The organism is Paraburkholderia sp. (genome assembly GCF_035948235.1).
GTDB lineage: Bacteria > Pseudomonadota > Gammaproteobacteria > Burkholderiales > Burkholderiaceae > Paraburkholderia.
Genome location: NZ_DASZJJ010000307.1, coordinates 14683 through 37402 on the forward strand (window position 1 = coordinate 14683; position 22720 = coordinate 37402).

The window sequence follows — 22720 nt, forward strand, 5'->3', positions numbered from 1 at the left end:
CGAGTGGGCTTATTCGGCGTGCGCGTCGGAGGCGGGCGTGGTCTTCGCCAGCGCCGCGGGCGCGAGCCAGTGGAACGAGGTGAGCGCGCCGGTGCGGTCGTAGAGGCATTCGGCGGCGGTCTGCGGAGGCGCCGCCTTGTGCAGGCCGAGCTTCGCGGCGATGAACGCCATCGGCGTGGTGGGCTTCGGTTCGTCGGCCTTGGCCGGAGCGCTCGCAGCCGTTGCGCCCGCCGCGAACGTGGCGTGCTGCTTGCCCGCCGTAGCCGTTGTGCCAGACGCCGCCGAAGCAGCAGTCGCAGCCGAAGCGGAAGTTGCAGCGGAAGCGGCGGAAGCAGCCGAAGCGACGGACGCACTGGAAGCCGCCGTGCTCTCGACCGGCAGCATGCCGCGTTCGAGCTGCCCTTCGATCACAACGCGCTGGCCGCGATACGCTGCCGCCGTATGCGTCACCGAAAGATTGCCCAGCGACGCCTGAGCGAGCCGTGTGCGCATCTCCTGTTCGCAGGCGCTGGGGTTCTGGTACTGCGCAACGCAGCCCGCGAGCAGGGTGGCGCCGGCCGCGAGGCCGACGAGACAGGCATTCCGTTTCTTCATCGCTCTTGTCGCTGTAATCGCTGTATTCGCGCGTGGCGCGCGTTTCGGTTTTCAGGCTGCGGCAATTGTAGCTCACGGGCTGCCCGAGTCCGGTTCACGCCGGGCGGCCAGGCTTGCACACGAGCCTGCTATCATCGCCGCTGTATATCCGTACAGTGCCGCGCGTGCTCCCCGACTCTCCCGATCCGTTCTATTACCTCGCGAACTTCGAACGCGCGCTCGGCTGGCTCGACGCGCGTTGCGCCGACCTCTTCGATGCCGCCGAGCAGCGCTTCGTGCAGGGCTTCGGCGCCCTGCCGCGCGCCTCGCGTGCGCTGTTCGTGCGGATGCTGATGCGCAAAGGGCCGCAGTTTCGCGCGAGCAAACTCGACTATGCCGAAATCGGCTGCCCGCGCGTGGCGGCGGCGCCGCTGATCGAGGCGGGCTGGCTCGACGGCACGCCGCTGCTCGAATTCGACGCGCTCGCCGCGCTGGTCACGCGGGCGGAACTCCTGACGCTCGCCGCGCGGCTCGTGGCCGAAGCCGGTGCGCACGAGTTCGCCGCGCTACGTGCGCTCAACCTGCGCACCGCCACGCGCGCGGCAACCGTCGACGCGCTTTACGCCGCCGCCCTGCCCGCACGCGGCTGGCACACCTGGTTTCCGGCCACGGTAGACACAGTTTTCGATTTCGCCGCCGCACCGCTGTGCGAACGGCTGCGCCTGATGTTCTTCGGCAACCTGCGCCAGGACTGGTCCGAATTCGTGCTGGCCGATCTGGGCGTGTACCGCTACGAACCGGTGCAGCTCGACGGCGCGTCGCGGGCGTTCCAGCAGCGCGCGGACATCGACGCGTATCTGGCCTTGCGCGACTGCCGCGAAGCCTTCGATCTCGCCCCCGAGGAGCAGCATGCCGACGCGCTCGCCGCGGCGCTCGACACGCTCGACGCCCTCGCGCCGCAGACCCACGCCAACGCCTGGCTGCGCGCGCGCCATGACCGCGTGCGCCACGCGGCGGGCCAGGCGGCCGAGCGGCTGGGCGACTCGGCGCTCGCGATGCGCGCCTATCTGGACTGCGGCCACCCCGAATCGCGCTACCGCCGCGTGCGCGTACTGGAGCAACTGGGCCGCCGCGACGAGGCCTGCGCCCTCGCCCGGACCATCGCCGCCGCGCCGGCGAACGAAGAAGAAGCGCAGCGCGCGGCGCGCACCCTTGCGCGCCTGACACGCAAGCGCGCCACACCGCAGAGCGCGCAGACACACACGCAGATCGAACTCACGCTACCCGCGGCGCACGCGCATCTGCGCGTGGAAGAAGCCGCACGGCGCGCGCTCGCCAGCGCCGACGCGCCCGTGTTCTACGTCGAGAACACACTCATTACGAGCCTCTTTGGCCTGCTGTGCTGGCCGGCGCTGTTCGCACCGCTGCCTGGCGCGTTCTTCCATCCGTTCCAGCGCGGCCCCGCCGACCTGCACGCCGCCGATTTCGTCACGCGCCGCAGCGCGCTGTTCGACGCCTGCCTCGCCGAACTCGAAACGGGCCGCTACCGCGCGAGCATCGAACAGCGTTTCGCCGATAAATACGGCACGCAGTCGCCCTTCGTCGCGTGGGCCGCTATCGACGAGGCGCTGCTTGCGCTGGCGCTCGACTGCCTGCCTGCCGCGCATTTGCGTCTGTGGTTCGAGCGCCTGTTGCGCGAACCCGCCGCGAACCGTTCGGGCCTGCCCGATCTCGTGCGCTTCTGGCCAGGCGAGCGCCGCTACGAACTGATCGAAGTGAAAGGCCCCGGCGACAGGCTGCAGGACAACCAGCGCCGCTGGCTCGCTTACTGCGCCGCGCACGGCATGCCGGTGACGGTACTGCAGGCGCGCTGGGAAGCGCGCGAGGCGCTCGCGGCGTCATGACTTACACCGTCGCGGTCCGCACGCTCTGCGAATTCACCGCCAAACGCGGCGATCTCGACCTGCGCTTCACACCCTCGCCCGATGCGAGCGAAGGCCGCGCGGGCCACGCCGCCATCGCCGCAAGGCGGCCCGCGGGCTTCGAGACCGAAATCGCCTTGAGCGGCACGTTCGGCACGCTCACCGTGCGCGGCCGCGCCGACGGCTACGATCCCGCGCGCCGCCGCCTGGAGGAGTTCAAGACCTATCGCGGCGACCTCGACGCGATGCGCGAAAACCAGCGTGCGCTGCACTGGGCGCAACTGCGCGTCTATGGCGCGCTGATGTGTGAAAAGCTGGGCCTCGACACGCTCGAACTCGCGCTCGTGTATTACGACATCGGCTCGGGGCGCGAAACCGCACTTGTCGAGCAGGCCAGCGCGCAGCAACTGCGCGCCGGATTCGAAGCGCAATGCGCGCGTTTCGTTGCGTGGGCGGAACAGGAAAGCGCACACCGCACGGCGCGCGACGCGGCGCTGGCCGAACTGCGTCTGCCACATCCGAACTTTCGCCAGGGCCAGCGCGATCTGGCCGAAGCCGTCTGGCGCGCCGCCACCCAGGGCCGCTGTCTGCTGGCCCAGGCGCCCACCGGCATCGGCAAGACCATCGGCACGCTGTTTCCACAGTTGAAGGCCTGCGCGCGCGGCAGCATCGACAAGGTGCTGTTCCTGAGCGCGAAGAGTTCGGGGCGTCAGCTCGCGCTCGACGCACTCGACACGCTCGCGCACTCGCCGCCCGACGCTCACGCGAAGCACCGCGCGCCCTTGCCTTTGCGCGTGCTCGAACTCGTCGCGCGCGACAAGGCCTGCGAGCATCCCGAACTCGCGTGCCACGGCCAGTCGTGCCCGCTCGCGCGCGGCTTCTACGACCGTTTGCCCGCCGCACGCGAGGCCGCGCTCGCCCGCGTGAATCTCAAGCGCGACACGCTGCGCGATGTCGCGCGCGAGCACGCAGTCTGCCCGTACTATCTGGGCCAGGAACTCGCGAGCTGGAGCGACGTGATCGTCGGCGACTACAACTATTACTTCGACGTGAGCGCCATGCTGTTCATGCTCGGCGCGCGTAATCAGTGGCGCATGAGCCTGCTCGTCGACGAAGCGCACAACCTGCCCGAGCGCGCCCGCGCGATGTATTCCGCCGAACTCGTGCAAACGCGCGTCGATGCCGTGCGGCGCAGTGCCAGCGCACCGGTCAAGCGCGCCCTCACGCGGCTGGCACGGCACTGGAACACGCAGAATGCGCTCGCGCCCGAGGCATGGCGCGCGAGCGATGCGCTGCCCGACGGACTCGTTGCGGCGCTGGGCGATGTGATCGCCGCTATCGGCGACCATCTAGCGGAACCCGCGCTCGTGCGCGACGCCGAACTCGAACGTTTCTATTTCGACGCCCTGCATTTCGTGCGGCTTGCGGAGCGCTTCGACGCACAATCGATCTTCGACGTCACACCCTTGCCTGCTTACGGATCGAACGCGAAACGCACGCGTTCGACGCTGTGCATCCGCAATCTTGTGCCCGCCAATGCATTGCGCCCGCGCGTAGCCGCCGCGCACAGCGTGACGCTTTTCTCGGCCACGCTTGCGCCCGCGCACTATTACACCGATATGCTCGGCCTGCCCGCGAACACCGTGCAAGTGGAGATCGGCACGCCGTTTCGTGCGGAACAGCTCGACGTGCGGATCGCCCGCGATATCTCGACGCGCTACAAGGATCGTGCGCGTTCGCTCGACGCCCTGGTCGAGCGTATCGCGCGCCAGTACACCACGCGGCCCGGCAACTATCTGTGCTTTTTCAGCAGCTACGACTATCTCCAGCAAGCCGCCGATGTGTTCGTCGCGCGTCATCCGCATATCGACACCTGGATGCAGTCGCGCACGATGGACGAAGCGCAGCAACAGGGCTTCGTCGCGCGCTTTGTGGAAGGCGGTAGCGGGATCGGCTTTGCGGTGCTTGGCGGCGCGTTTGGCGAAGGCATCGACCTGCCGGGCACGCGTCTGATCGGCACCTTCATCGCGACGCTGGGCATGCCGCAGGTGAACCCCGTCAACGAGGCGATGCGCGAGCGCATGGAAACGCTCTATGGCGCTGGCTTCGACTACACGTATCTGATTCCCGGCCTGCGCAAGGTCGTGCAGGCCGCGGGCCGCGTAATCCGCAGCGAGGCGGACAGCGGCGTGGTGCATCTGCTAGACGACCGCTTCGCGAGGCCGGACGTGCGTGCATTGCTGCCCGCGTGGTGGGATGTCGCATGATTTACGATTAATACGGATTCCATATCAATCGCGAATAAAAAACGCAGCGCCGATCATGGCGCTGCGCTTACCGTAAAAGTCTCGCGTCAAGCCGACTTTGACTTCCCCGAGCCCTTACCGTTCTTCTTCGACGGCGGCGGAGGCGGCGGGTCGCCTTCCAGATCGTCGGCGGCGATTTCCGGTGCGATCTCCTTCACATCGGGCTTCGCGCCCTTGCCTTTCTTCGCTGGCTTCGCTTCGGGGATATCGGGCGGCACGGCAGTCTTGTCGATGGTGACTTCGTCGTTCGCCTTGTCATAGCCGATCTCGACGGTATCGCCCGATTGCAGCGCATCGCCCAGAATCTCCTTGGCCAGACGCGTTTCCACCTCCTGGCGAATCTGCCGCTTCAACTCACGCGCGCCGAATTCAGGCTGATAACCGGCCTCGACCAGATGCTCGACAAGCGCATCGCTCATCTTGAGCGTGATGTCTTGCGCCGCCGCCGTGCGCGTCACGCGGTCGAGCTGGATCTGCACGATATTGCGGATGTTGTCCTTGGACAGCGCATGGAACACGATAATCTCGTCGATGCGATTGAGGAACTCGGGCCGGAAGTGGCCCTTGAGCACCTTCATCAGTTCCCCGCGCACTTCCTTGTCGCTCTTGCGTTTGTCCTCGGGCTGCTCGAGGTTCTCCATGATGATCGACGCGCCCAGATTGCTCGTGGCGATGATGATCGTGTTGCTGAAATCGACTACACGTCCCTTGCCATCCGTGAGCCGCCCATCGTCGAACACCTGCAGCAGCACGTTATAGACGTCGGGGTGCGCCTTTTCGATCTCGTCGAGCAGGATCACGCTGTACGGACGCCGCCGCACGCGCTCGGTCAACTGGCCGCCTTCGTCGTAGCCCACATATCCGGGCGGCGCGCCAATCAGCCGCGCGACAGCGTGGCGTTCCATGTATTCGCTCATGTCGATGCGGATGATGGCCTGCTCGTCGCCGAACACGGTTTCCGCGAGCGCCTTCGCCAGCTCCGTCTTGCCCACGCCCGTCGGTCCGAGGAACAGGAAGGTCGCAATCGGCCGATGCTCCTGGCCCAGACCCGCGCGCGAAAGGCGCACCGCATCGCTCACCGCCACCACGGCGTCGCTCTGTCCAACCACGCGTTCACGCAACTTTTCTTCCATCTTCAGCAGCTTCTGGCGCTCTTCCTGCGTGAGATCGGCAACCGGAATGCCCGTGAGCCGCGAGACGACTTCCGCAATCGAAGCGACCGTCACTTCCAGCGTTTCGGAACCGGTCTTGCGCTGCCATGCTTCGGTGAGTTCTTCGAGCTTCGCCTGTTTCTCTTTGATGCGTTCCTCGAAGCCCTTGGCCTCGTCGAAACGCTTGCGCGAAGAAGCGTAGTCCTGCTCGCGCTTGAGCTGGACAATCTCTGCTTCGAGTTCCTGAATATCCGCCGGTCGCGAGGTCGCGCCGATGCGCACGCGCGCGGCGGCCTGGTCGATCAGATCGATCGCCTTGTCGGGCAAAAAGCGCGAGGTGATGTAGCGGTCCGATAGCTCCGCCGCCGCCACGAAGGCGTCGTCGGCGAAGGTGACCTGATGGTGCGCTTCCAGCTTGTCGCGCAGACCGCGCAGGATCACGATGGTTTGCTCGACGGTCGGCTCGGGCACCAGCACCGGCTGGAAGCGCCGCTCCAGCGCCGCGTCTTTTTCGATGTACTTCTGATACTCGTTGAGCGTCGTCGCGCCAATCAGGCTCAACTCGCCACGCGCAAGCGCGGGCTTGAGCACGTTGGCGATATCGAGGCCGCCCTCGCCACCGCCCTGCCCGGCACCCACGATCGTATGCAGTTCGTCGATAAAGAGAATCAGTTCGTCATGCTTGGCGGTCACTTCGTCGATCAACTGTTTGGCGCGCTCTTCAAATTCGCCGCGATATTTCGCACCCGCCACCATCGAGTTGATATTCACTTCGACCAGACGCTTGCCGCGCAGCACTTCCGGCACATCGCCGTTGACAATGCGCTGCGCCAGTCCTTCGACGATGGCCGTCTTGCCCACGCCCGGCTCGCCAATCAGCACCGGATTGTTCTTCTTGCGGCGCGCAAGCACTTCGATCGTGCTTTCGATTTCCTGCGCGCGACCGAGCACCGGATCGAGCTTGCCCTGACGCGCCATGGCCGTGAGATCGCGGCCGAACTTGTCGAGCGTTGGCGTGCCAGTGGGCGCATCCACGCGGCCGTCTTCCGCGCCCTTGCCCACCACTTTCACGACCTTCTGGCGCAGCGCCTCGGGCGTCACGCCGTATTTCTTGAGCAGCGTACCCGCAATGCTGTCGGGCACGGAGGCAAGACCGATCAGCAAATGTTCGGGACCGACATAGGAGTGGCCCAGATCGCGCGAAGCCTGAAAAGCGAATTGAAACGCTTTCTTCAGACGAGGCGAAATCGTCATTTTGTCGATGGGCGCATCCGGGTTAGCCGTGCCCTTCTGCGCGTGCTGATCGATATAGGCCACGATGTCCTGCGGCGACAGTTTCAATTCCTTGAGCAGCGCCGCGCACACGTCGGTGTCGGCCAGCACGTATAGCAGGTGCTCCGTATCCAGTTCTGTGCGCTGCAGTTCATGCGCTTTTTCGGCGGCGCGCTGCAGGATTTCGAGCGTCTGCTCGCTGAACGCATCGGTTGCATCGACGGACTCGCGCGGCACTTCGGCGGCGAAACTCATTTCGTCGTCTTCATCGCCATCGTCACTGTGGTCATGATCGCCGCCGAAGAAGCGCGACAGACCGCCCCCTCCAACGCCGCCGAGCAGCGAATCGAAAGGATTGATCATGCTCTGATGGCGCATCAGTTGCCGGTAGTCGTAATCGCAGATCGACATCGATTTGCGCTGGCCGTTTTGCACCACGGTCACGCGCGCGACAGCGGGCCGCGTATTGCAGATCTCGCAGAGAGTAGGCATGGTCGACTCGTCTCCAGTTCGGTGCCGTTGCATGGCATGCGCGGCATGCACGCGAGCGGCACGGCGCATCGTGGGGATGCGCGGGAAAAGTGACAGGCGGCAGCGCGTCGCACAGATGCAAGCCGATTGAGGCCTGGAGAGACGACTACGCAGATTGCGCGAAACGTGCGGCGCCGCAGCGGGCGGTAAAGCCGTCGGCGGCATGATGCGAGACACAGCGGCAGATGACGCCGGCGACACACGACAAATCGATTGTGGCAGGATTCCGCACGTCACGTCCCGAGCGTGCAAAGCCTCGGCGGGTGCGGAAATTGCGCTTGCGGCGCGCCAAAAAAACGGGCGGGATTTGGCATCCCGCCCGGAGTGCGCGCCTGGCATTTCATCTGGTACGGCGCGAGGAGAACAACTGAAAACGCTGCAATAACGAAGTCCTGTACGTCAGACAAATGCCGCGACGTTTGCTTTTTAGCGCCGGTTCGATCCCGACACCACATCGACCCACACGGCGAGCACGAGAATCCCGCCCTTCACGATCATCTGCCAGTAGGCATCGACATCGAGCATCGACATGCCGTTGTCGAGACTCGCCATTACGAGCGCACCGATCAACGCGCCATAGACCGTGCCCGAACCGCCGCGCATCGACGTACCGCCGATGAAGCACGCCGCGATCGCATCGAGCTCGCCCATCGTGCCCGCCGACGGCGAACCCGCCGCAAGCCGCGCGGTATTGACCATGCCCGCCACTGCGCACATCAGGCCCATCAGGGCGAAGATCGCCAGCTTGACTCGGTTCGTGTTGACGCCCGAAAGACGCGTCGCTTCGAGATTGGAGCCCACCGCGTAGATGCGGCGACCAAACACCGTTTGCGTGGCGATCCACGTAAAAATGCCGAGCAGCGCGAGCAACAGCAGCACTGGCACGGGAATGCCGCCGTAACTGTCGAGCATCACCACAAAGGCCAGCACGATCGCCCCCGCGCCGACGATCTTCACGCCATCCTGCCAGAGCGGCACGACGCTCAACTGATAGCGCCGGCGGTTGGCGCGCTGGCGCACCGTGAGCAGCGCCAGCAGCGCGAAGAGCGCGAAGGCCAGCACGTCGCCGGCGATACGCGGCAGATAACCCTGCCCGATAAATACAAAGGAATCCGAAACAGGTGCGATGGTCGAGCCACCCGTGATGCCCAGCAACACGCCGCGAAACGCCAGCATGCCGCCCAACCCGACGATGAACGACGGCACGCGCCGATACGTCGACCACCAGCCATTGAACAGTCCGACCAGCACGCCGAGCGCCAGCACCACCGGCACCGTCACGCCAATCGGCCAATGGCGATTGACGTCGAGTATCGCCGCCACGCCGCCCAGCAAACCCAGCAGCGAGCCCACCGACAGATCGATCTCGCCCGCGATGATGACGAACACCATCCCGCAAGCGAGCATGCCGGTGATCGACATCTGCCGCAGCAGGTTAGAGACATTGCGCGGCGTGACGAAGGCGCCATGCGTCAGCACCGAAAAGAACACCCAGATCGCGGCCACGGCCAGCAACAGGGCGAGGATCTTGTAGCGCGCGAACAGTTGCTGGAAGCGCTGGCCGAGGCTGTTGCCGCCTGCCAGTTGCGTTTCTCGCGCGCCTTGAGTCGTGACGTCGGGGGTCATGCTGCACTCGCTGAAAGAGTTTGGGCGCGCGCGCTCTGAATCGCCGCGCCAAGGATATGTTCCTGGGTAAGACCCTCGTTGACGAAGTCGCCGCGCACCTCGCCCTCGCCGATCACAAGCACGCGGTCGCTGATGCCGAGCACTTCCGGCAATTCGGACGACACCATCACGATCGCCACGCCGCGCTTCGCGAGCTGGAACACGAGCTTGTAGATTTCGTACTTCGCGCCGACATCGACACCGCGCGTGGGTTCGTCGAGGATCAGCACCTTCGGTTCGGTGAGCAGCATCTTGGTCAGCACGGCTTTTTGCTGGTTGCCGCCCGAAAGACTCGCGATGGAAAGCATGGGGTTGGCCGCGCGCACCGAAAGGCGCTGCATTTCCGTGCGGATCGTGTCGAGTTCCGCTGCGGTGTCGATACGCCCGTGTTTCGAGAAACGCTCCAGCACAGACAGCGTGATGTTGTGCCCCACGCCCAGTTGCGGCACGATGCCGTGGCGCTTGCGGTCCTCCGGCACCATCGCAATCCCGGCGCGGATTGCATCGAGCGGCGCGCGTATCTTCAAGGGCTTACCGTCCAGCAGCACCGTTGCCGTGCAGTTGCCAGGGTAGGCGCCAAAGATCGCCTGCATGGTTTCCGTGCGCCCCGCGCCCACCAGTCCGGCCACGCCAAGAATCTCGCCACGTCGCACTGCGAACGACACATCGCTCACGCGCTTGCGGCGCGGATTCGTCACGTCGTAGCACGTCACGTTGCGCGCCTCGAACACGACTTCGCCAATCTCGTGCGGCTCGCGCGGAAACAGGTTCTTGATCTCGCGCCCCACCATCATTGCGATGATGCGATCGGTCGTGAGCGTTGCCATCGGTTCGGTCGCCACGTGCCGGCCGTCGCGAATCACGCTGACGGTGTCGCACACGGCTTCCACCTCGTCGAGCTTGTGCGAAATGTAGACGCAGGCCACGCCGCGCCGCTTCAGATCGCGCACGATGTCGAGCAGGATCTTCGTCTCCGCTGCCGTGAGCGACGACGACGGCTCGTCGAGAATCAGCAGTTTTGCGCGCTTGTTGAGCGCCTTGGCAATCTCGATCAATTGCTGATGACCGCCGCCGTAGTTCATCACCGGCTGGGCAACGTTGATCGCATCGATATTGAGTTCGCGCAGCAATTCGTCGGCGCGCTGGTACATCGCCGCGTAGTTCATGCGCCCACCCGGCAGCGTGATTTCGTTGCCGAGAAAAATGTTCTCGGCCACCGAAAGCTCGGGCACGAGCATCAGTTCCTGATGGATGATGACGATGCCTGCGCGCTCCGTGTCGCGCACGCTTTGCGCTTCGAGCGGCGCGCCTTCCCAGCGGATTTCGCCGCTCCAGGTCCCGTGCGGATAGACGCCCGAGAGCACCTTCATTAACGTGGATTTGCCAGCGCCGTTTTCTCCGCAAAGCCCGACGCATTCGCCGGGGCGCACAGTGAGATCGATGCCGTCGAGCGCCTTGACGCCCGCGAAGGATTTGACGATGCCGCGCATCGTCAGCAAGGGTTCGCTCATACGCTTTTCAACCCGCCTGATTTGCCGCGTTGTTGACTTCTTTGCTTGTTCGTTTCTTTGCGTCGCATCGTCCCGCGCGCGATGGCATCACCCGCGGGACGCCGGGATTACTGGCTTGCCAGTTGCGCCTGCGTATAGAAGCCGTCCTTCACGACGATGTCCGCGTTGCTCTTCGTGAGCAGCGTGGGCTGCAGCAGCACCGTATCGACCTTCTTCTTGCCGTTGTCGTACTGTGAGTTAAAGGCCGGCTTCTGGCCCTTCGCGAGATCGACGGCCAGCTTTGCCGCCTCGCCCGCGATGAGCTTGAGCGGCTTGTAGACCGTCATGGTCTGCGTGCCGGCCATCACGCGCTTGACCGCTGCGAGGTCGGCGTCCTGACCCGACACCGGCACCTTGCCCGCGAGATGCTGCGCGGCCAGCGCCTGGATTGCGCCGCCTGCCGTACCGTCGTTCGAGGCCACGATCGCGTCGATCTTGTTGTTGTTCGCCGTTAGCGCGTCTTCCGTGATGCGCAGCGCCGTCGAAGCGCTCCACTCCGGCACCCACTGCTGGCCAACTACCTTGATATCGCCGCGATCGATCGCCGGTTTCAGAACCTTCAGTTGTCCTTCACGCAGCATCTTGGCGTTGTTGTCCGTGGGCGCGCCGCCCAACAGGAAATAGTTGCCCTTGGGCTGCGCATTGAACACGCCCTGCGCCTGCAGCTCGCCAACCTTTTCGTTGTCGAAGGAGATATAGGCATCGACATCGGCGTCGAGAATCAGGCGGTCGTACGAGACGACCTTGATGCCGGCCTTCTTCGCTTCGGCCACCACATTGCCGAGCGTTTTCGAATTGAACGGCACGATCACGATCACATCGACGCCGCGCGAAATGAGGTTCTCGATCTGCGAAATCTGACGTTCCTCGCTGGCGTCAGCCGACTGCACCGAGACCTTCGCACCCATTTTCTCGGCGGCGGCGACGAAATAGTCGCGGTCACGCGACCAGCGCTCGACGCGCAGATCGTCGATACAGAAACCGATTTCCGGATGGTCCTTGCTCGCATGGGCGAGCGGCGCGGCCAGCGACAGGCTTGCGAGCACGGCGCCGCAGATAAGCGAACCCAGAACCGAACGACGTTTGGCGAACTTCATGTCTCCACTCCTCGTGTTATCGCGCGCTGGCCGTGCGTTGCGCGGCGGCGGCGCGTCGTTGCGTTATTGAATGGCGTTACGGTTTTGCTGCGTGTTTCGGTGATTCGGCGCGCACGATTGCTCATGCGCCAGCGTGGCGGCACGGTGTCGGGCGCGGTACGGCTGGACTGCGGTATTACGTCTGCGGCGTTACGTTGCTGCGATAGAGCGACGTCAGGCGCTTGCTGCAAACACCGGTTCGAGCGCGCGATAAAGCGCCCCGAAAGTCGGGCGCCGTGCCTCGCGGTACCAGGCGTGGCGCGCGGCATCGGGCTCGCGCACCGCCAGCACCGGTGGTTGCGGACACACCGTTTCAAGCGAAGCATCGGGGTCGACTGCCAGATGCGCGAGACGCGCGGCGCCGAGCGCCGGGCCGACCTCGCCGCCCGCACGCAGCGTGAGCGCGCGTCCGCTGATATCGGCGAGCATCTGCGTCCAGTAGGTGCTGCGCGAGCCGCCGCCGATCACCGTGATCGTCTCGGGCACGAGGCCCGCAGCGTGTAGCGCGTCCATGCCGTCGAGCAACGCAAAACCCACGCCTTCAAGTGTGGCGTTGGCCAGGTCGGCGCGCGAAGTCTGCGGCGTCATGCCGTAGAACACGCCCTTGGCGTTGACGTTGTTGTGCGGTGTGCGCTCACCGCTCAGATAAGGCAGGAACCAGGGGCGACGCGCGTCGAGATCGGCATTCGTGTGGGCTTGCGCATCCGCGAGCAGTGCAGCCACGCTTTCGTGGCCCGTCAACTGCGCGGTGAAATCGAGGCAACTGGCCGCGTTGAGCATCACCGACATGAGATGCCAGGTATGCGGCAACGCATGGCAGAAGCTATGCACGGCGGAATCCGGATTGGCCAGAAAGCCGTCCGATACCGCGAAATAGACGCCCGACGTCCCGAGCGAAAGCATCGCATCGCCGGGCCGCACAATGCCCACACCGACTGCGCCCGCAGCGTTATCGCCGCCGCCGGCCACGACTGGAATCTCGCGCAGACCGAACTCGCGCGCGATATCGGCGCTCAGCTTGCCGGTGACTTCGTTGCCCTCGAAGACTTCGGGCATCTGTGCGCGCGTGAGACCGCAAGCGGATAGCAACACGTCGCTGTAGTCGCGTTTGGCCACATCGAGCCATAGCGTGCCCGCTGCGTCAGAGGGATCGGTCGCGAACACGCCCGTCAGCAGCCAGCGCAAATAGTCCTTCGGCAGCAGCACATGCGCGATGCGCGAGAAAATCTCTGGTTCGTGTTTCTTGACCCACAGCAGCTTGGGCGCAGTGAAACCCGGCATCGCCAGATTGCCCGCCAGTGCGTGAAGCTCAGGCGCGGCGCGCTCCAGTTCAATACATTCGGTATCCGAACGACCGTCATTCCAAAGGATCGCGGGCCGCAGCACTTCGCCCTTTGCGTCGAGCAGTGTCGCGCCGTGCATCTGTCCGGTCAGGCCAAGCGCTTCGATGCCATTCGTGTCGATGCCGTTGCGGCGCACCGTGTCGAGCAGATCGTGCAGCGCGCGCTGGGTGGCGCGCCACCAGTCCTGCGGCGCCTGCTCGGACCAGCGCGGCTGCGGGCGGCTCGCCGTGAGGGTCGCGCTCGCGCTGCCGAGCACGTCGCCCGCGCGATCGAGCAGCACCGCCTTCACGCCCGACGTGCCAAGGTCGATACCGATAAACATGTCTCCGTCCTTTTTTCTTGCTACTTTTTTGCTGCTTTGCGCTGCTCATCGCTGCTCGCAGGCCGGCGCGCGAACGACGCGCCGGCTGCCGTCATGGCCGCGCCTAGCGCAGACCGTAAATCGCCTGATTCACAACCCCTTCGAGGCGCTCCTGCTGGCCGCTCGCATGCTGCGGATTGAAGCCGCGTGCAGCGGCATCGGTCGCGAGCGACGATAGCGAGTAGCCGCCCGAGAGAATCTTGCGCCCGAGTTCCGTATCCCAGCCCGCGTAGCGCTGGCGTTTGAACTGTTCGAGCCGGTCGTTTTCGACCAGCACGGCGGCGCGCTCCAGCGCAATGGCGAGCACGTCGATCGCACCCACGTGGCCGTAGAACAGGTCCTCCGGAGCGCTGCTCTGGCGGCGCACCTTGGCGTCGAAATTCATGCCGCCCGTGGTGAAGCCGCCGTGACGCAGGATCTCGTAGAAGGCCAGCGTGAGTTCTTCGACACTGTTCGGAAACTGGTCGGTATCCCAGCCATTCTGCGGATCGCCACGGTTCGCGTCGACGCTGCCAAACACGTTGAGCGCGTAGGCCATGGCGATTTCATGATGGAACGAATGCCCGGCGAGCGTCGCGTGATTAGCCTCGATATTCACGCGGATTTCGTTCTGCAGTCCGTATTGCGTGAGGAAACCGTGCACCGTGGCCACGTCGTAGTCGTACTGGTGCTTGGTCGGCTCCTGCGGCTTCGGCTCGATCAGCAGTGTGCCCTTGAAGCCGATGCGCTCCTTGTGCTCCACCACCATCGAAAGAAAGCGCGCGAACTGTTCGCGCTCGTGCACGAGGTCGGTATTGAGCAGCGTTTCGTAGCCTTCGCGTCCGCCCCACAACACGTAGTTTTCGCCGCCCAGCTTATGGGTCGCTTCGAGCGCGTTGCACACCTGGGTCGCCGCATAGGCGAACACTTCGGGATTCGGACTGGTGGCCGCGCCGGCCGCATAACGCGGATGCGAGAACAGATTGGCGGTGCCCCACAGCAGCTTCATGCCGCTTGCCTGCTGCTTCTCGCCCAGGTAACCCACCATGCGCGCGAAGTTTTCCTTGTAGTCCTTAAGATCCTTGCCTTCCGGGGCGACGTCGGTGTCGTGGAAGGTGTAGTACGGCACGCCTAGCTTCGTGAAGAATTCGAAGGCTGCGTCGGCTTTCTGGTGGGCGCGCTCCATGGCGTCGCCGGGCTGCTGCCAGGGACGCAGAAACGTGCCTTGACCGAAAATATCGCTACCCGGCCACACGAAGGTATGCCAATAGCACGCGGCGATACGCAAATGCTCTTCCAGCGTTTTGCCCAGCACTTTTTTCGTGCGGTCGTAGTAGTGGTACGCAAGCGGATTGTCCGATTGCGGGCCTTCGTAGCGAATCGCGGGAATGGCTTCGAAATACGACATGGCGTCTCCATTTAATGTTGCGGCGCAACGGCGCTTGATATGTGGCGCAGCGGCGCGCATCCGGCAAGGTGACGCCATACTGCCCGCCTGGCCGGGCGAGCGGCAATTGCGAAATTGCGCGAGGCGCGTAATGTTTCCTGCCAGTCGCCCGCTTTGTTCGCGCGCACGCCGCGCAGCGGGCCTAAAATAACCAGACGCTTAAAAAAGGAGCCGCCGCGCAATCGCTTTTCGATATGCATTTCGATATCGCGCGTGCAGCATTCAGGATGGAGACAATCGCGGCGACACCGCGAACCCACTGCGGAAACATTCGCGCGCCACGCCATGAACCGTGCCCCTGCTTCCTCTCCCGCTTCCCCTCCCGCTGCCTCGCCGCCGCATCCCGCGCATCGCATCGCGTTGCTGTTCAACGCGAACAAGGTCTACGACCGCGAAATCATCGCTGGCATCGGCCACTATCTGCGCTCGACGCGCGTGGCCTGGGATCTGTTTCTCGAAGAAGATTTTCGTTGCCGCCTTGACGGCATCGAGCGTTTCGACGGCGACGGCATCATCGCCGACTTCGACGATCCAGCCGTCGCTGCTGCGCTGCAAAACGTGGCGCTGCCCGTGGTGGCTGTCGGCTCGTCGTTCGAGGATGCCGGGCAATATCCCGCCGGTTTGCCCTATATCGCCACCGACAACCGCAAGCTGGTGTCGCTCGCCTGGACGCATCTGATCGGCGCGGGCCTGCCGCATCTTGCGATGTACAGCCTGCCCATCGCCCAGGAGAACCGCTGGGCGCAGGAACGCGAACTCGCCTTCGAGGCTCTCGCGCGCGAAGAAGGCATGGAAGCGCCGGTATTTCGGGGTCTGGCCACCAGCGCGCCGTCGTGGAATCAGGCCAGCGAGCAATTGCGCGAATGGCTGCATGCGCTGCCCAAGCCCGTCGGCGTGATCGCCGTGACCGACGCGCGCGCGCGTCATCTGCTGCAGGCCTGTCTGATGCATGGCATCGCGGTGCCCGAGCAGGTGGCGATCATCGGCATCGACAATGACCCGCTCACGCGCACCCTCACGCGCATTCCGATTTCGTCGGTGATTCAGGGCACCGAGGAAATGGGCAAGACCGCCGCGCATCTGTTGCATCAGATGCTGCGCGGCGCGCGCTTTCCGGGTCGGCGGATTCTGGTACCGCCCGTCGGCATCAACGTGCTGGCATCGACGAAACACGAGCCGCTGTCGAGCCCGCACGTCATGCGTGCGCGCCACTTCATCCGCCAGTACGCATGCCAGGGCATCAAGACCGGACAGGTCGCCGATTACGTGGGCGTGTCGCGCTCGTCGCTCGAGGAATACTTCCGGCGCGAGTTGCAATGCACCGTCCACCAGGAAATCCTGCGCCACAAGCTCGATGCGGCGAAGACCATGCTCGCGAGCCGCGACGCGTCGAGCGCCGAAGTCGCGATCCGCTGCGGTTTCACCTCGCTGCAATACATGTACGCCGTGTTCCGGCGCGAACTGGGCTGCACGCCGCGCGAGTATCAGGACGGCGTGGCGCCGCCCTCGCCCGCCCGTCTTTCGTCGACCTGACGCCCGACCATCGACATTTATTACTCAAGCCACATGAACAACCCACTGCACATGAGCCCGATTAGCGTCGAATCCTGGGGCACGCTGCCGGGCGGCGATGCCTGCCGGCTCTACACGCTGCGCAATGCGCAGGACATGAAGCTGACGATCAGCGACCTTGGCGCGACGCTAGTGTCCTGGCACACGCCCGACCGCGCCGGGCGGCTCGCCGATATCCTGCTTGGCCACGACACGCCCGCCGCCTATATGAACGCGACGACCTACATGGGCGGGCTGATCGGGCGCTGGGCCAACCGTATCGCCGGGGCGCGCTTCACGCTCGACGGCATCGAGCACGCACTCGATCGCAACGAGAACGGCAATCTGCTGCATGGCGGCGCGCATGGCTTTCACCGCGCGCTCTGGCAGGTCGAAGAGGATCGCGGCGCACTGCTCATGCGCCTCGACTCGCCCGAAGGCGACGGTGGGTTTCCGGGCAATGTGAGCGTGCAGGTGCGTTACGCGCTCGACGACGACGGCACGCTCACGATCGCTTACGAAGGCGTCACCGATGCGCCCACCGCGCTCAACCTCACGAGCCACGGCTATTTCAACCTGAGCGGGGAGCCCGGCGCGGACGTGCGCGGCCACATTCTGACGATCGACGCGGATGCTTTCCTGGAAGTCGATGAAGGGATGATCCCCATCGGCATGGTGGATGTTTCGGGCAGCGCTTTCGATTTCCGCCAGGGCGCGCCGCTGGGCGCGCGGCTCGACTGGCCGCATGCGCAACTGGTGCGTGCGCGCGGCTTCGATCATTGCTATGTGCTGCGCGGCGGCGAACAGGCGGGACGCCCGCTCACGCTGCGTCAGGTAGCGAGCGTCTACGAGCCCGGCAGCGGGCGCGAGCTGACCGTCTCGACCGACCAGCGCGGCCTGCAGTGCTATTCGGGTAATTATCTGGAGGGTCAGCCGGGACGCCATGGCGCGCCGTGCGTGAAGCACGCGGGCCTGTGCCTCGAAGCGGGCGGCTTCCCGAACCAGATCAATATGGCGTCGCCCGACTGCGACGACGCGGTCTTGCGGCCTGGCAGCACTTACCGCCAGGTCACGCAGTACAAGGTGGGCGTGCGCGCTTGAGAAGGCCTCAGGAAACCTTGTCGTACTGATAGACGCCGCGGCCAGTCTTGCGGCCCAGATGCCCCGCCGAGACCATCTCGCGCAGCAACGGGCAGGCGCGATATTTCGAGTCGCCGAAGTCCTTCAGGAACACGTCCATCACGGACAGGCACACGTCGAGGCCGATCAGATCCGCCAGCGCCAGCGGCCCGATCGGATGATTGGCGCCGAGCTTCATGCCCGCGTCGATTTCCTCGGCGTTGGCCACCCCTTCGGCCAGCACGAAAAAGGCTTCGTTGATCATCGGCACGAGGATGCGGTTGACGACGAAGCCCGGCGCGTTCTTCACGCCAATCGGCGTCTTGTCCAGGCGCTGCGCGAGTTCGCGCACGGCGTCGGCCACATCGGCGCGCGTCTGCAGGCCGCGAATCACTTCGACGAGCGGCATCATCGGCACCGGGTTGAAGAAGTGCATGCCAATGAAGCGCGACGGCTCGGCCAGCGTGGTGGCCAGCGCCGTGATCGAAATCGACGAGGTGTTCGAGGCGATGATCGCATCCGGGCGCGCGGCGGCCTCGATCTGCTTGAGAATGCGGGTCTTGAGATCGGCGTTCTCGGTGGCCGCCTCGATCACGAGATCGGCGCTGGCCAGCTGCGCGTAATCCGTCGAGGTTTCGATGCGCGCAAGCGCCGCGTCGCGCACGGCGGCATCGAGCTTGCCCTTCGAGACGAGCCGCTCGAGGCTGTGCGTGAGCGTCGCCACGCCGCGTTCCAGCGCCGCGTCCGTCACGTCGATCATCACCGCTTTCAGGCCCGCCACCGCCACTGCCTGCGCGATGCCGTTGCCCATGGTGCCCGCTCCCACGATCCCAACCGTTTCGATTGCCATGCCTTGCTCCTCACTCCTTTATCTGCGACGCCGGTACATCGTCTATGGAAAACCGGTGATGCAGCGCGCGTGGTGCACTGCATCATAAGCAGAGAGTGTAACGGGTTGCGCGGCAGCAGGGGTATCGGCAAGACAGGCGCAACGGGGGGCGACGGGGGGCCGCAGCCTAGAAGTTGTACTGCAGGTAGACCTGGCTGAAGTTCAGGCCGGGGTTCGGCGTCTTGATGTCGGCGTTGGAGATGTGCTGGAAGCGCAATCCCACCTGATAGTTCTGGTGCTCGCCGAACTGAGCGCCCACGCCCACCATATCCGCGAACTGGAACGCGGACGACATCGTGCGATCAGGCGTAAGTTCGACGTGCGTGAGCAGGCGTACGCCCACGCCGGCCTCGATAAATGGCCGGATCCAGCCCGAGTCCTTGATGAAACGGAAGACCGGCGTCACGCCGAATTCCCAGATAACCGGCTGCGTGGCGGCGAGTTCGTCGAGTTTCCAGTAAGCGGCGTGAAATTCGCCCACCACCGTGAAATGGAAACCCGCGATATGCCACCACTGCAAGCCCGGGTCCCAGACCAGACCAAAATCGAGCTTCTTCACGTCATGATCCGCAACACCGGCGCCAAGCTGGATGCCGAACTGATCGGCATGCGCCGCCGCGGTTCCGAAGGCTAGCGCCGCCGCGCACGCGCAACGCGTCAACCGGGCCTGCCAGGCCCTTTGTCTTTCTGTCATGAACATCCCCGAAAAGGAACGACACTTCACGACCCGGCCGTTGTACGGCCTGCTCTCCCTCGCCGCGGGTTTTCACTACGCCACCGCACGCATCTGCGGACACAGCAAAAACCGTGGCAATTCAAAACGATTTCTTTGAGCGCATCGAGCCACTGACAGCGGTTTGCAAATCAGAAACACGATGTGTGGCCAAGTTTAGACGCGATTTAACAAATGCGCATGTTCGCCCGCACACGCCCGCCCAGCTTGGTTGAAGCTGACTTATTGCTTTCAATACAATCCGCTACTTGCAACGGGAATCACTCGCAGATAATCGCCGGATTTAAATCTGACTAATGGCGGGGATTAACGGCTTTTGGGCTGTGGGGTCTTGCCCGGCGAATGGGCGACTGGATGACGCGAGCAAACGAGTGCCCGGTGATTGAAGATCGTTGCGCGCACATCGATGTACGCGCAACGATTTATCGGGAAGAGAAAGACGGGTTTATTACTTGGCGCCCGCGCGATCAGCGCGCGGACCGAAGCCCGGCAGACGCTTGATGAAGCCCGTCGCGAGCGCGGTACCCACGAGTATCGTGAAGCAGGCTTCGACCATGCCAAGCGACACGCGCTCGCCCAGGAACAGCGCGCCCCAGAGAATGCCGAACACGGGAATCACGAAGGTCACGGTGATCGTGCGCGCCGGGCCGATCGCGGCAATCAGGCGGAAGAACATCAGATAAGCGACGCCGGTGCAGATGACGCCCAGCGCAATCGCCGCGGCCCACGCGTGCGGCGAGACGGCGGCGTGCGGCCAGGTGACGATTGCAAACGGCGCGAGCACGACGGTCGCCGCCGTCATGGTGCCGGCGGCGACGGTGAGCGGATCGACACCGGTCAGATGGCGCTTGGTGTAGCTCGCCGCGACGCCGTAAAGCGCAGAGGCGACGAGTGCAGCAAGCGCCGCCAGCAGCGTGGCCGATGTGCTCGCGCCGTCACCGGCTCGCGTGGCGATCTGATCCCAGACCAGTGCCAGCACGCCCACAAAACCAACCACGAGACCGACCACGCGCGGACCACTCAAGCGGTCCTTGAGCCAGACATAGGCGACCACGGCGCCAAACAAGGGCGTCGTCGCATTGATCACCGAAGTCACGCCTGCGGAAAGCGTCAGTTCCGCCCACGCGAACAGACAGAACGGCGCGGCCGAGTTGAGGATGCCCACCACGAGCAGCGGCCAGGCGCGCGCGCGCAGCGTGGCCAGCGCCTCGCGCGGCGAGCGGCGCGAGAACAGCACCAGCAGCAGGAACGTCGCGCCGATGCCCACACGCAGCGCCATCAGCGGCGCCACGCCCAGATCGACCACGCCGACGCGGATAAAGAGAAACGAGCCGCCCCATAGGGAAGCGAGAAAAATAAGCTGAGCGAGTTGGATCGGATTCATGGGGAATGGCGCTGATAAAGCGCTCTGTTATGCCTGGGTTTTGCGTGGCCTGATTTTGTCTGGCTGAGGCATCCGGGCATGTCTGCATCGGCTGCGAAAGCCCAATGCGCAGAACCCACATGCTGACGTCATAGCGACGACATGCGGAACGTGACAGAAACACGGCGGAATTGCGCTAATCGTAAGGCGCGCGGCGCATCTCTCATAACGAATGATTCTCATCGATATGTGAGAAAAACTAACAGCCGGATCTTGCTCAGTCATTCCCGGTTTACGGACCGATAACCCTATGAATTCAAAGCGTTAACAGCTTAGAAGTAGGCCCCGGTGGTATGTGCGCAAGGCCACATAACGGACTAAACGGGCGGAGTAGATTGAGGCTCGGCAGTATTGCGGCCCATCCGGGCGCCGCGCACAAGGAGAATCGACATGAAAACCCGGCTTGCCATCCTGCTTCTTCTGCCCACCACAATCGCTTTTGCCCAGAGCAGCGGATTTCCCGCCGACGCCACCACGCCCAGCGCGGCCGACATCCAGCAGCACCTGACAGGCAAGGCATTCGACATCAAACTCGCCGATGGCAGCATGTGGCACGTCCAGTATGACAACAGCGGCGACTACGACTTCAAGTCGAGCAAGGGATTCGCCGATCACGGCGACTGGCAGGCTCAGGACGGCAAGGTCTGCAGCAAAGGCAGCAAGATCCCGTACTCGTGCAACGACGTGCGCATGAAAGGCAACGACCTGTATCTCAAGCGGGACAGCGGGGAGATTGTGGAGTTTGTTGAGGCGCGATGAGCTTGGGCGGCGTGCGGATCGAGTGGACCCAGTTCACGGGCGTTGCCTTTCACTCGGGCTATCAACGCTTTTTCCCGCGCCAAATGAAAAAACCCGCACGGTTTTGACACCGTGCGGGTTTCTTGTCCTGGTCGGGGCGAGAGGATTTGAACCTCCTACCACCTGCACCCCATAAAGGCAACTCGTACTCTTTCCGAATCCGGTATACACTGCCCCGCTCTGGGAAATCCTTGTCAGACGGGGATTTGAGCCGTATTCGCACTCTGGCTCAGTCTGCCCCCATCTAAGCCAAACCAAAGATTTTCCGGTAACCAGACGGTAACGGGACGGTAACGGAGAAAACATGGGAAAGCTGACGGTGCGCGCCATCGAGAGCTTCAAACCGGCTGAGAAGCCGTATCACAAACCTGACGGCGACGGTTTACGGCTTCGCATTGCCACTGACGGCACAAAGTCCTGGCAGATCAAATACACGGCCAACGGGAAGGAAACGACTGTCACACTCCCGCGCCGATACGGCCAACGGACGGACGACGGCCATCTCTCACTTGAGGATGCACGTATCGAGGCAGCAGGCATTCGCGCCCTCGCCCGCAGCGGCACCGACTACCAGCAAAAGATCGCAGACGACCGGGCCGCCGAAGAGCGAGCACGGCAACGCGAGCGCGACGAACAAGAAGCGCGCAATCGCCGCAAGACCGTTCGCCAACTGTTCGAACAATGGGCGACCGCCGAACTGTCAAGCCGAAAGGACGGTGGCGCCGAAACGAAGCGCGGACTTGAAAAGGACGTTCTGAGCGCGATAGGCGACCGGCACGCCGACGACATCACTCGCGCCGACATCATGGCGATCCTCGACGGAGTGAAGGCCCGAAATGCAAACCGGCTCGCAAACCGACTGCTGGCGGAAATGAGGCAGATGTTCGGATTCGGAGCCGTGCGGGAGATCGTTAAAGTTGATCCGACCTACGGTATCAAGAAACGAGACGTAGGTGGCAAGGACGCAGAGC

At 64.1% G+C, this 22720-nt stretch carries 17 protein-coding genes; 6 read left to right on the forward strand and 11 right to left on the reverse strand.

Going from position 1 to position 22720, the window contains the following annotated elements; genetic code table 11:
* Positions 1-9 precede the first annotated feature (9 nt).
* Positions 10-594 carry a hypothetical protein gene (locus tag VG320_RS27320; protein ID WP_327203191.1) on the reverse strand — a complete coding sequence of 195 codons (585 nt, stop codon included), beginning with the start codon at positions 592-594 and terminating at the stop codon, positions 10-12.
* 164 nt (positions 595-758) lie between these two features.
* Between VG320_RS27320 and VG320_RS27325 the strand changes: the two genes are divergently transcribed.
* Both VG320_RS27325 and VG320_RS27330 read left to right on the forward strand, forming a co-directional pair.
* Entirely contained in the window at positions 759-2477 is a 1719-nt protein-coding gene (locus VG320_RS27325) for a VRR-NUC domain-containing protein (protein WP_327203192.1), read from the forward strand.
* Entirely contained in the window at positions 2474-4762 is a 2289-nt protein-coding gene (locus VG320_RS27330; protein ID WP_327203193.1) for an ATP-dependent DNA helicase, read from the forward strand. Before VG320_RS27325 ends, VG320_RS27330 begins: the two co-directional genes overlap by 4 nt.
* Positions 4763-4848: 86 nt before the next feature.
* Here VG320_RS27330 and VG320_RS27335 read toward each other — a convergent pair whose 3' ends face one another.
* From VG320_RS27335 to VG320_RS27365, 7 genes are all read right to left on the reverse strand, one after another.
* Positions 4849-7716: an ATP-dependent Clp protease ATP-binding subunit gene (locus VG320_RS27335; RefSeq protein ID WP_327203194.1), complete on the reverse strand. Its 2868-nt coding sequence runs from the start codon at positions 7714-7716 to the stop codon at positions 4849-4851.
* 465 nt (positions 7717-8181) lie between these two features.
* Positions 8182-9381 (reverse strand): sugar ABC transporter permease, encoded by a 1200-nt coding sequence (locus VG320_RS27340; protein WP_327203195.1) that lies wholly within the window; start codon positions 9379-9381, stop codon positions 8182-8184.
* Complete coding sequence (gene xylG / locus VG320_RS27345) at positions 9378-10919, reverse strand: D-xylose ABC transporter ATP-binding protein (RefSeq protein WP_414696131.1); 1542 nt, start codon at positions 10917-10919, stop codon at positions 9378-9380. Before xylG ends, VG320_RS27340 begins: the two co-directional genes overlap by 4 nt.
* Positions 10920-11038: 119 nt before the next feature.
* A complete protein-coding gene (xylF, locus tag VG320_RS27350; protein ID WP_327203197.1) occupies positions 11039-12067 on the reverse strand; it encodes a D-xylose ABC transporter substrate-binding protein in 1029 nt (342 codons plus the stop codon).
* A gap of 213 nt (positions 12068-12280) precedes the next feature.
* Positions 12281-13771 carry a xylulokinase gene (xylB, locus tag VG320_RS27355; RefSeq protein ID WP_327203198.1) on the reverse strand — a complete coding sequence of 497 codons (1491 nt, stop codon included), beginning with the start codon at positions 13769-13771 and terminating at the stop codon, positions 12281-12283.
* Between the two features lie 103 nt (positions 13772-13874).
* Complete coding sequence (gene xylA, locus VG320_RS27360; protein ID WP_327203199.1) at positions 13875-15197, reverse strand: xylose isomerase; 1323 nt, start codon at positions 15195-15197, stop codon at positions 13875-13877.
* A gap of 11 nt (positions 15198-15208) precedes the next feature.
* Entirely contained in the window at positions 15209-15436 is a 228-nt protein-coding gene (locus tag VG320_RS27365) for a hypothetical protein (protein WP_327203200.1), read from the reverse strand.
* 85 nt (positions 15437-15521) lie between these two features.
* Here VG320_RS27365 and VG320_RS27370 point away from each other — a divergent pair, with 85 nt between their 5' ends.
* Both VG320_RS27370 and VG320_RS27375 read left to right on the forward strand, forming a co-directional pair.
* Positions 15522-16769, forward strand: a complete 1248-nt coding sequence (locus VG320_RS27370; protein WP_327203201.1) for a DNA-binding transcriptional regulator — start codon at positions 15522-15524, stop codon at positions 16767-16769.
* Positions 16770-16802: 33 nt separating this feature from the next.
* Positions 16803-17888 carry an aldose epimerase family protein gene (locus VG320_RS27375; protein ID WP_327203202.1) on the forward strand — a complete coding sequence of 362 codons (1086 nt, stop codon included), beginning with the start codon at positions 16803-16805 and terminating at the stop codon, positions 17886-17888.
* 7 nt (positions 17889-17895) lie between these two features.
* On the opposite strand, the gene VG320_RS27380 is transcribed toward VG320_RS27375, so the two are convergent.
* From VG320_RS27380 to VG320_RS27390, 3 genes are all read right to left on the reverse strand, one after another.
* Positions 17896-18756 carry a 3-hydroxybutyryl-CoA dehydrogenase gene (locus tag VG320_RS27380; protein WP_327203203.1) on the reverse strand — a complete coding sequence of 287 codons (861 nt, stop codon included), beginning with the start codon at positions 18754-18756 and terminating at the stop codon, positions 17896-17898.
* A gap of 166 nt (positions 18757-18922) precedes the next feature.
* Entirely contained in the window at positions 18923-19489 is a 567-nt protein-coding gene (locus tag VG320_RS27385) for an acyloxyacyl hydrolase (RefSeq protein ID WP_327203204.1), read from the reverse strand.
* A gap of 487 nt (positions 19490-19976) precedes the next feature.
* The gene (locus VG320_RS27390; protein ID WP_327203205.1) at positions 19977-20912 is read right to left on the reverse strand and encodes a DMT family transporter; all 936 of its coding nucleotides are present in this window, start codon (positions 20910-20912) and stop codon (positions 19977-19979) included.
* 429 nt (positions 20913-21341) lie between these two features.
* On the opposite strand from VG320_RS27390, the gene VG320_RS27395 reads away from it, so the two are divergent.
* On the forward strand, positions 21342-21710 hold the full coding sequence (locus VG320_RS27395; protein WP_327203206.1) for a hypothetical protein: 369 nt from the start codon (positions 21342-21344) through the stop codon (positions 21708-21710).
* Positions 21711-22053: 343 nt separating this feature from the next.
* On the forward strand, positions 22054-22720 hold a 667-nt coding region (locus VG320_RS27400), incomplete at its 3' end, for a tyrosine-type recombinase/integrase (RefSeq protein WP_327203207.1).

What these genes read in the sequence shown, in the direction of transcription:
- VG320_RS27385 (WP_327203204.1), bottom strand. Translation starts at nt 19,489, where the DNA reads ATGACAGAAAGACAAAGGGCCTGGCAGGCCCGGTTGACGCGTTGCGCG.
- xylA (WP_327203199.1), bottom strand. Translation starts at nt 15,197, where the DNA reads ATGTCGTATTTCGAAGCCATTCCCGCGATTCGCTACGAAGGCCCGCAA.
- VG320_RS27370 (WP_327203201.1), top strand. Translation starts at nt 15,522, where the DNA reads ATGAACCGTGCCCCTGCTTCCTCTCCCGCTTCCCCTCCCGCTGCCTCG.
- VG320_RS27380 (WP_327203203.1), bottom strand. Translation starts at nt 18,756, where the DNA reads ATGGCAATCGAAACGGTTGGGATCGTGGGAGCGGGCACCATGGGCAAC.
- VG320_RS27365 (WP_327203200.1), bottom strand. Translation starts at nt 15,436, where the DNA reads ATGCATATCGAAAAGCGATTGCGCGGCGGCTCCTTTTTTAAGCGTCTG.
- xylB (WP_327203198.1), bottom strand. Translation starts at nt 13,771, where the DNA reads ATGTTTATCGGTATCGACCTTGGCACGTCGGGCGTGAAGGCGGTGCTG.
- VG320_RS27395 (WP_327203206.1), top strand. Translation starts at nt 21,342, where the DNA reads ATGAAAACCCGGCTTGCCATCCTGCTTCTTCTGCCCACCACAATCGCT.
- VG320_RS27320 (WP_327203191.1), bottom strand. Translation starts at nt 594, where the DNA reads ATGAAGAAACGGAATGCCTGTCTCGTCGGCCTCGCGGCCGGCGCCACC.
- VG320_RS27340 (WP_327203195.1), bottom strand. Translation starts at nt 9,381, where the DNA reads ATGACCCCCGACGTCACGACTCAAGGCGCGCGAGAAACGCAACTGGCA.
- VG320_RS27390 (WP_327203205.1), bottom strand. Translation starts at nt 20,912, where the DNA reads ATGAATCCGATCCAACTCGCTCAGCTTATTTTTCTCGCTTCCCTATGG.
- VG320_RS27330 (WP_327203193.1), top strand. Translation starts at nt 2,474, where the DNA reads ATGACTTACACCGTCGCGGTCCGCACGCTCTGCGAATTCACCGCCAAA.
- VG320_RS27335 (WP_327203194.1), bottom strand. Translation starts at nt 7,716, where the DNA reads ATGCCTACTCTCTGCGAGATCTGCAATACGCGGCCCGCTGTCGCGCGC.
- VG320_RS27375 (WP_327203202.1), top strand. Translation starts at nt 16,803, where the DNA reads ATGAACAACCCACTGCACATGAGCCCGATTAGCGTCGAATCCTGGGGC.
- xylF (WP_327203197.1), bottom strand. Translation starts at nt 12,067, where the DNA reads ATGAAGTTCGCCAAACGTCGTTCGGTTCTGGGTTCGCTTATCTGCGGC.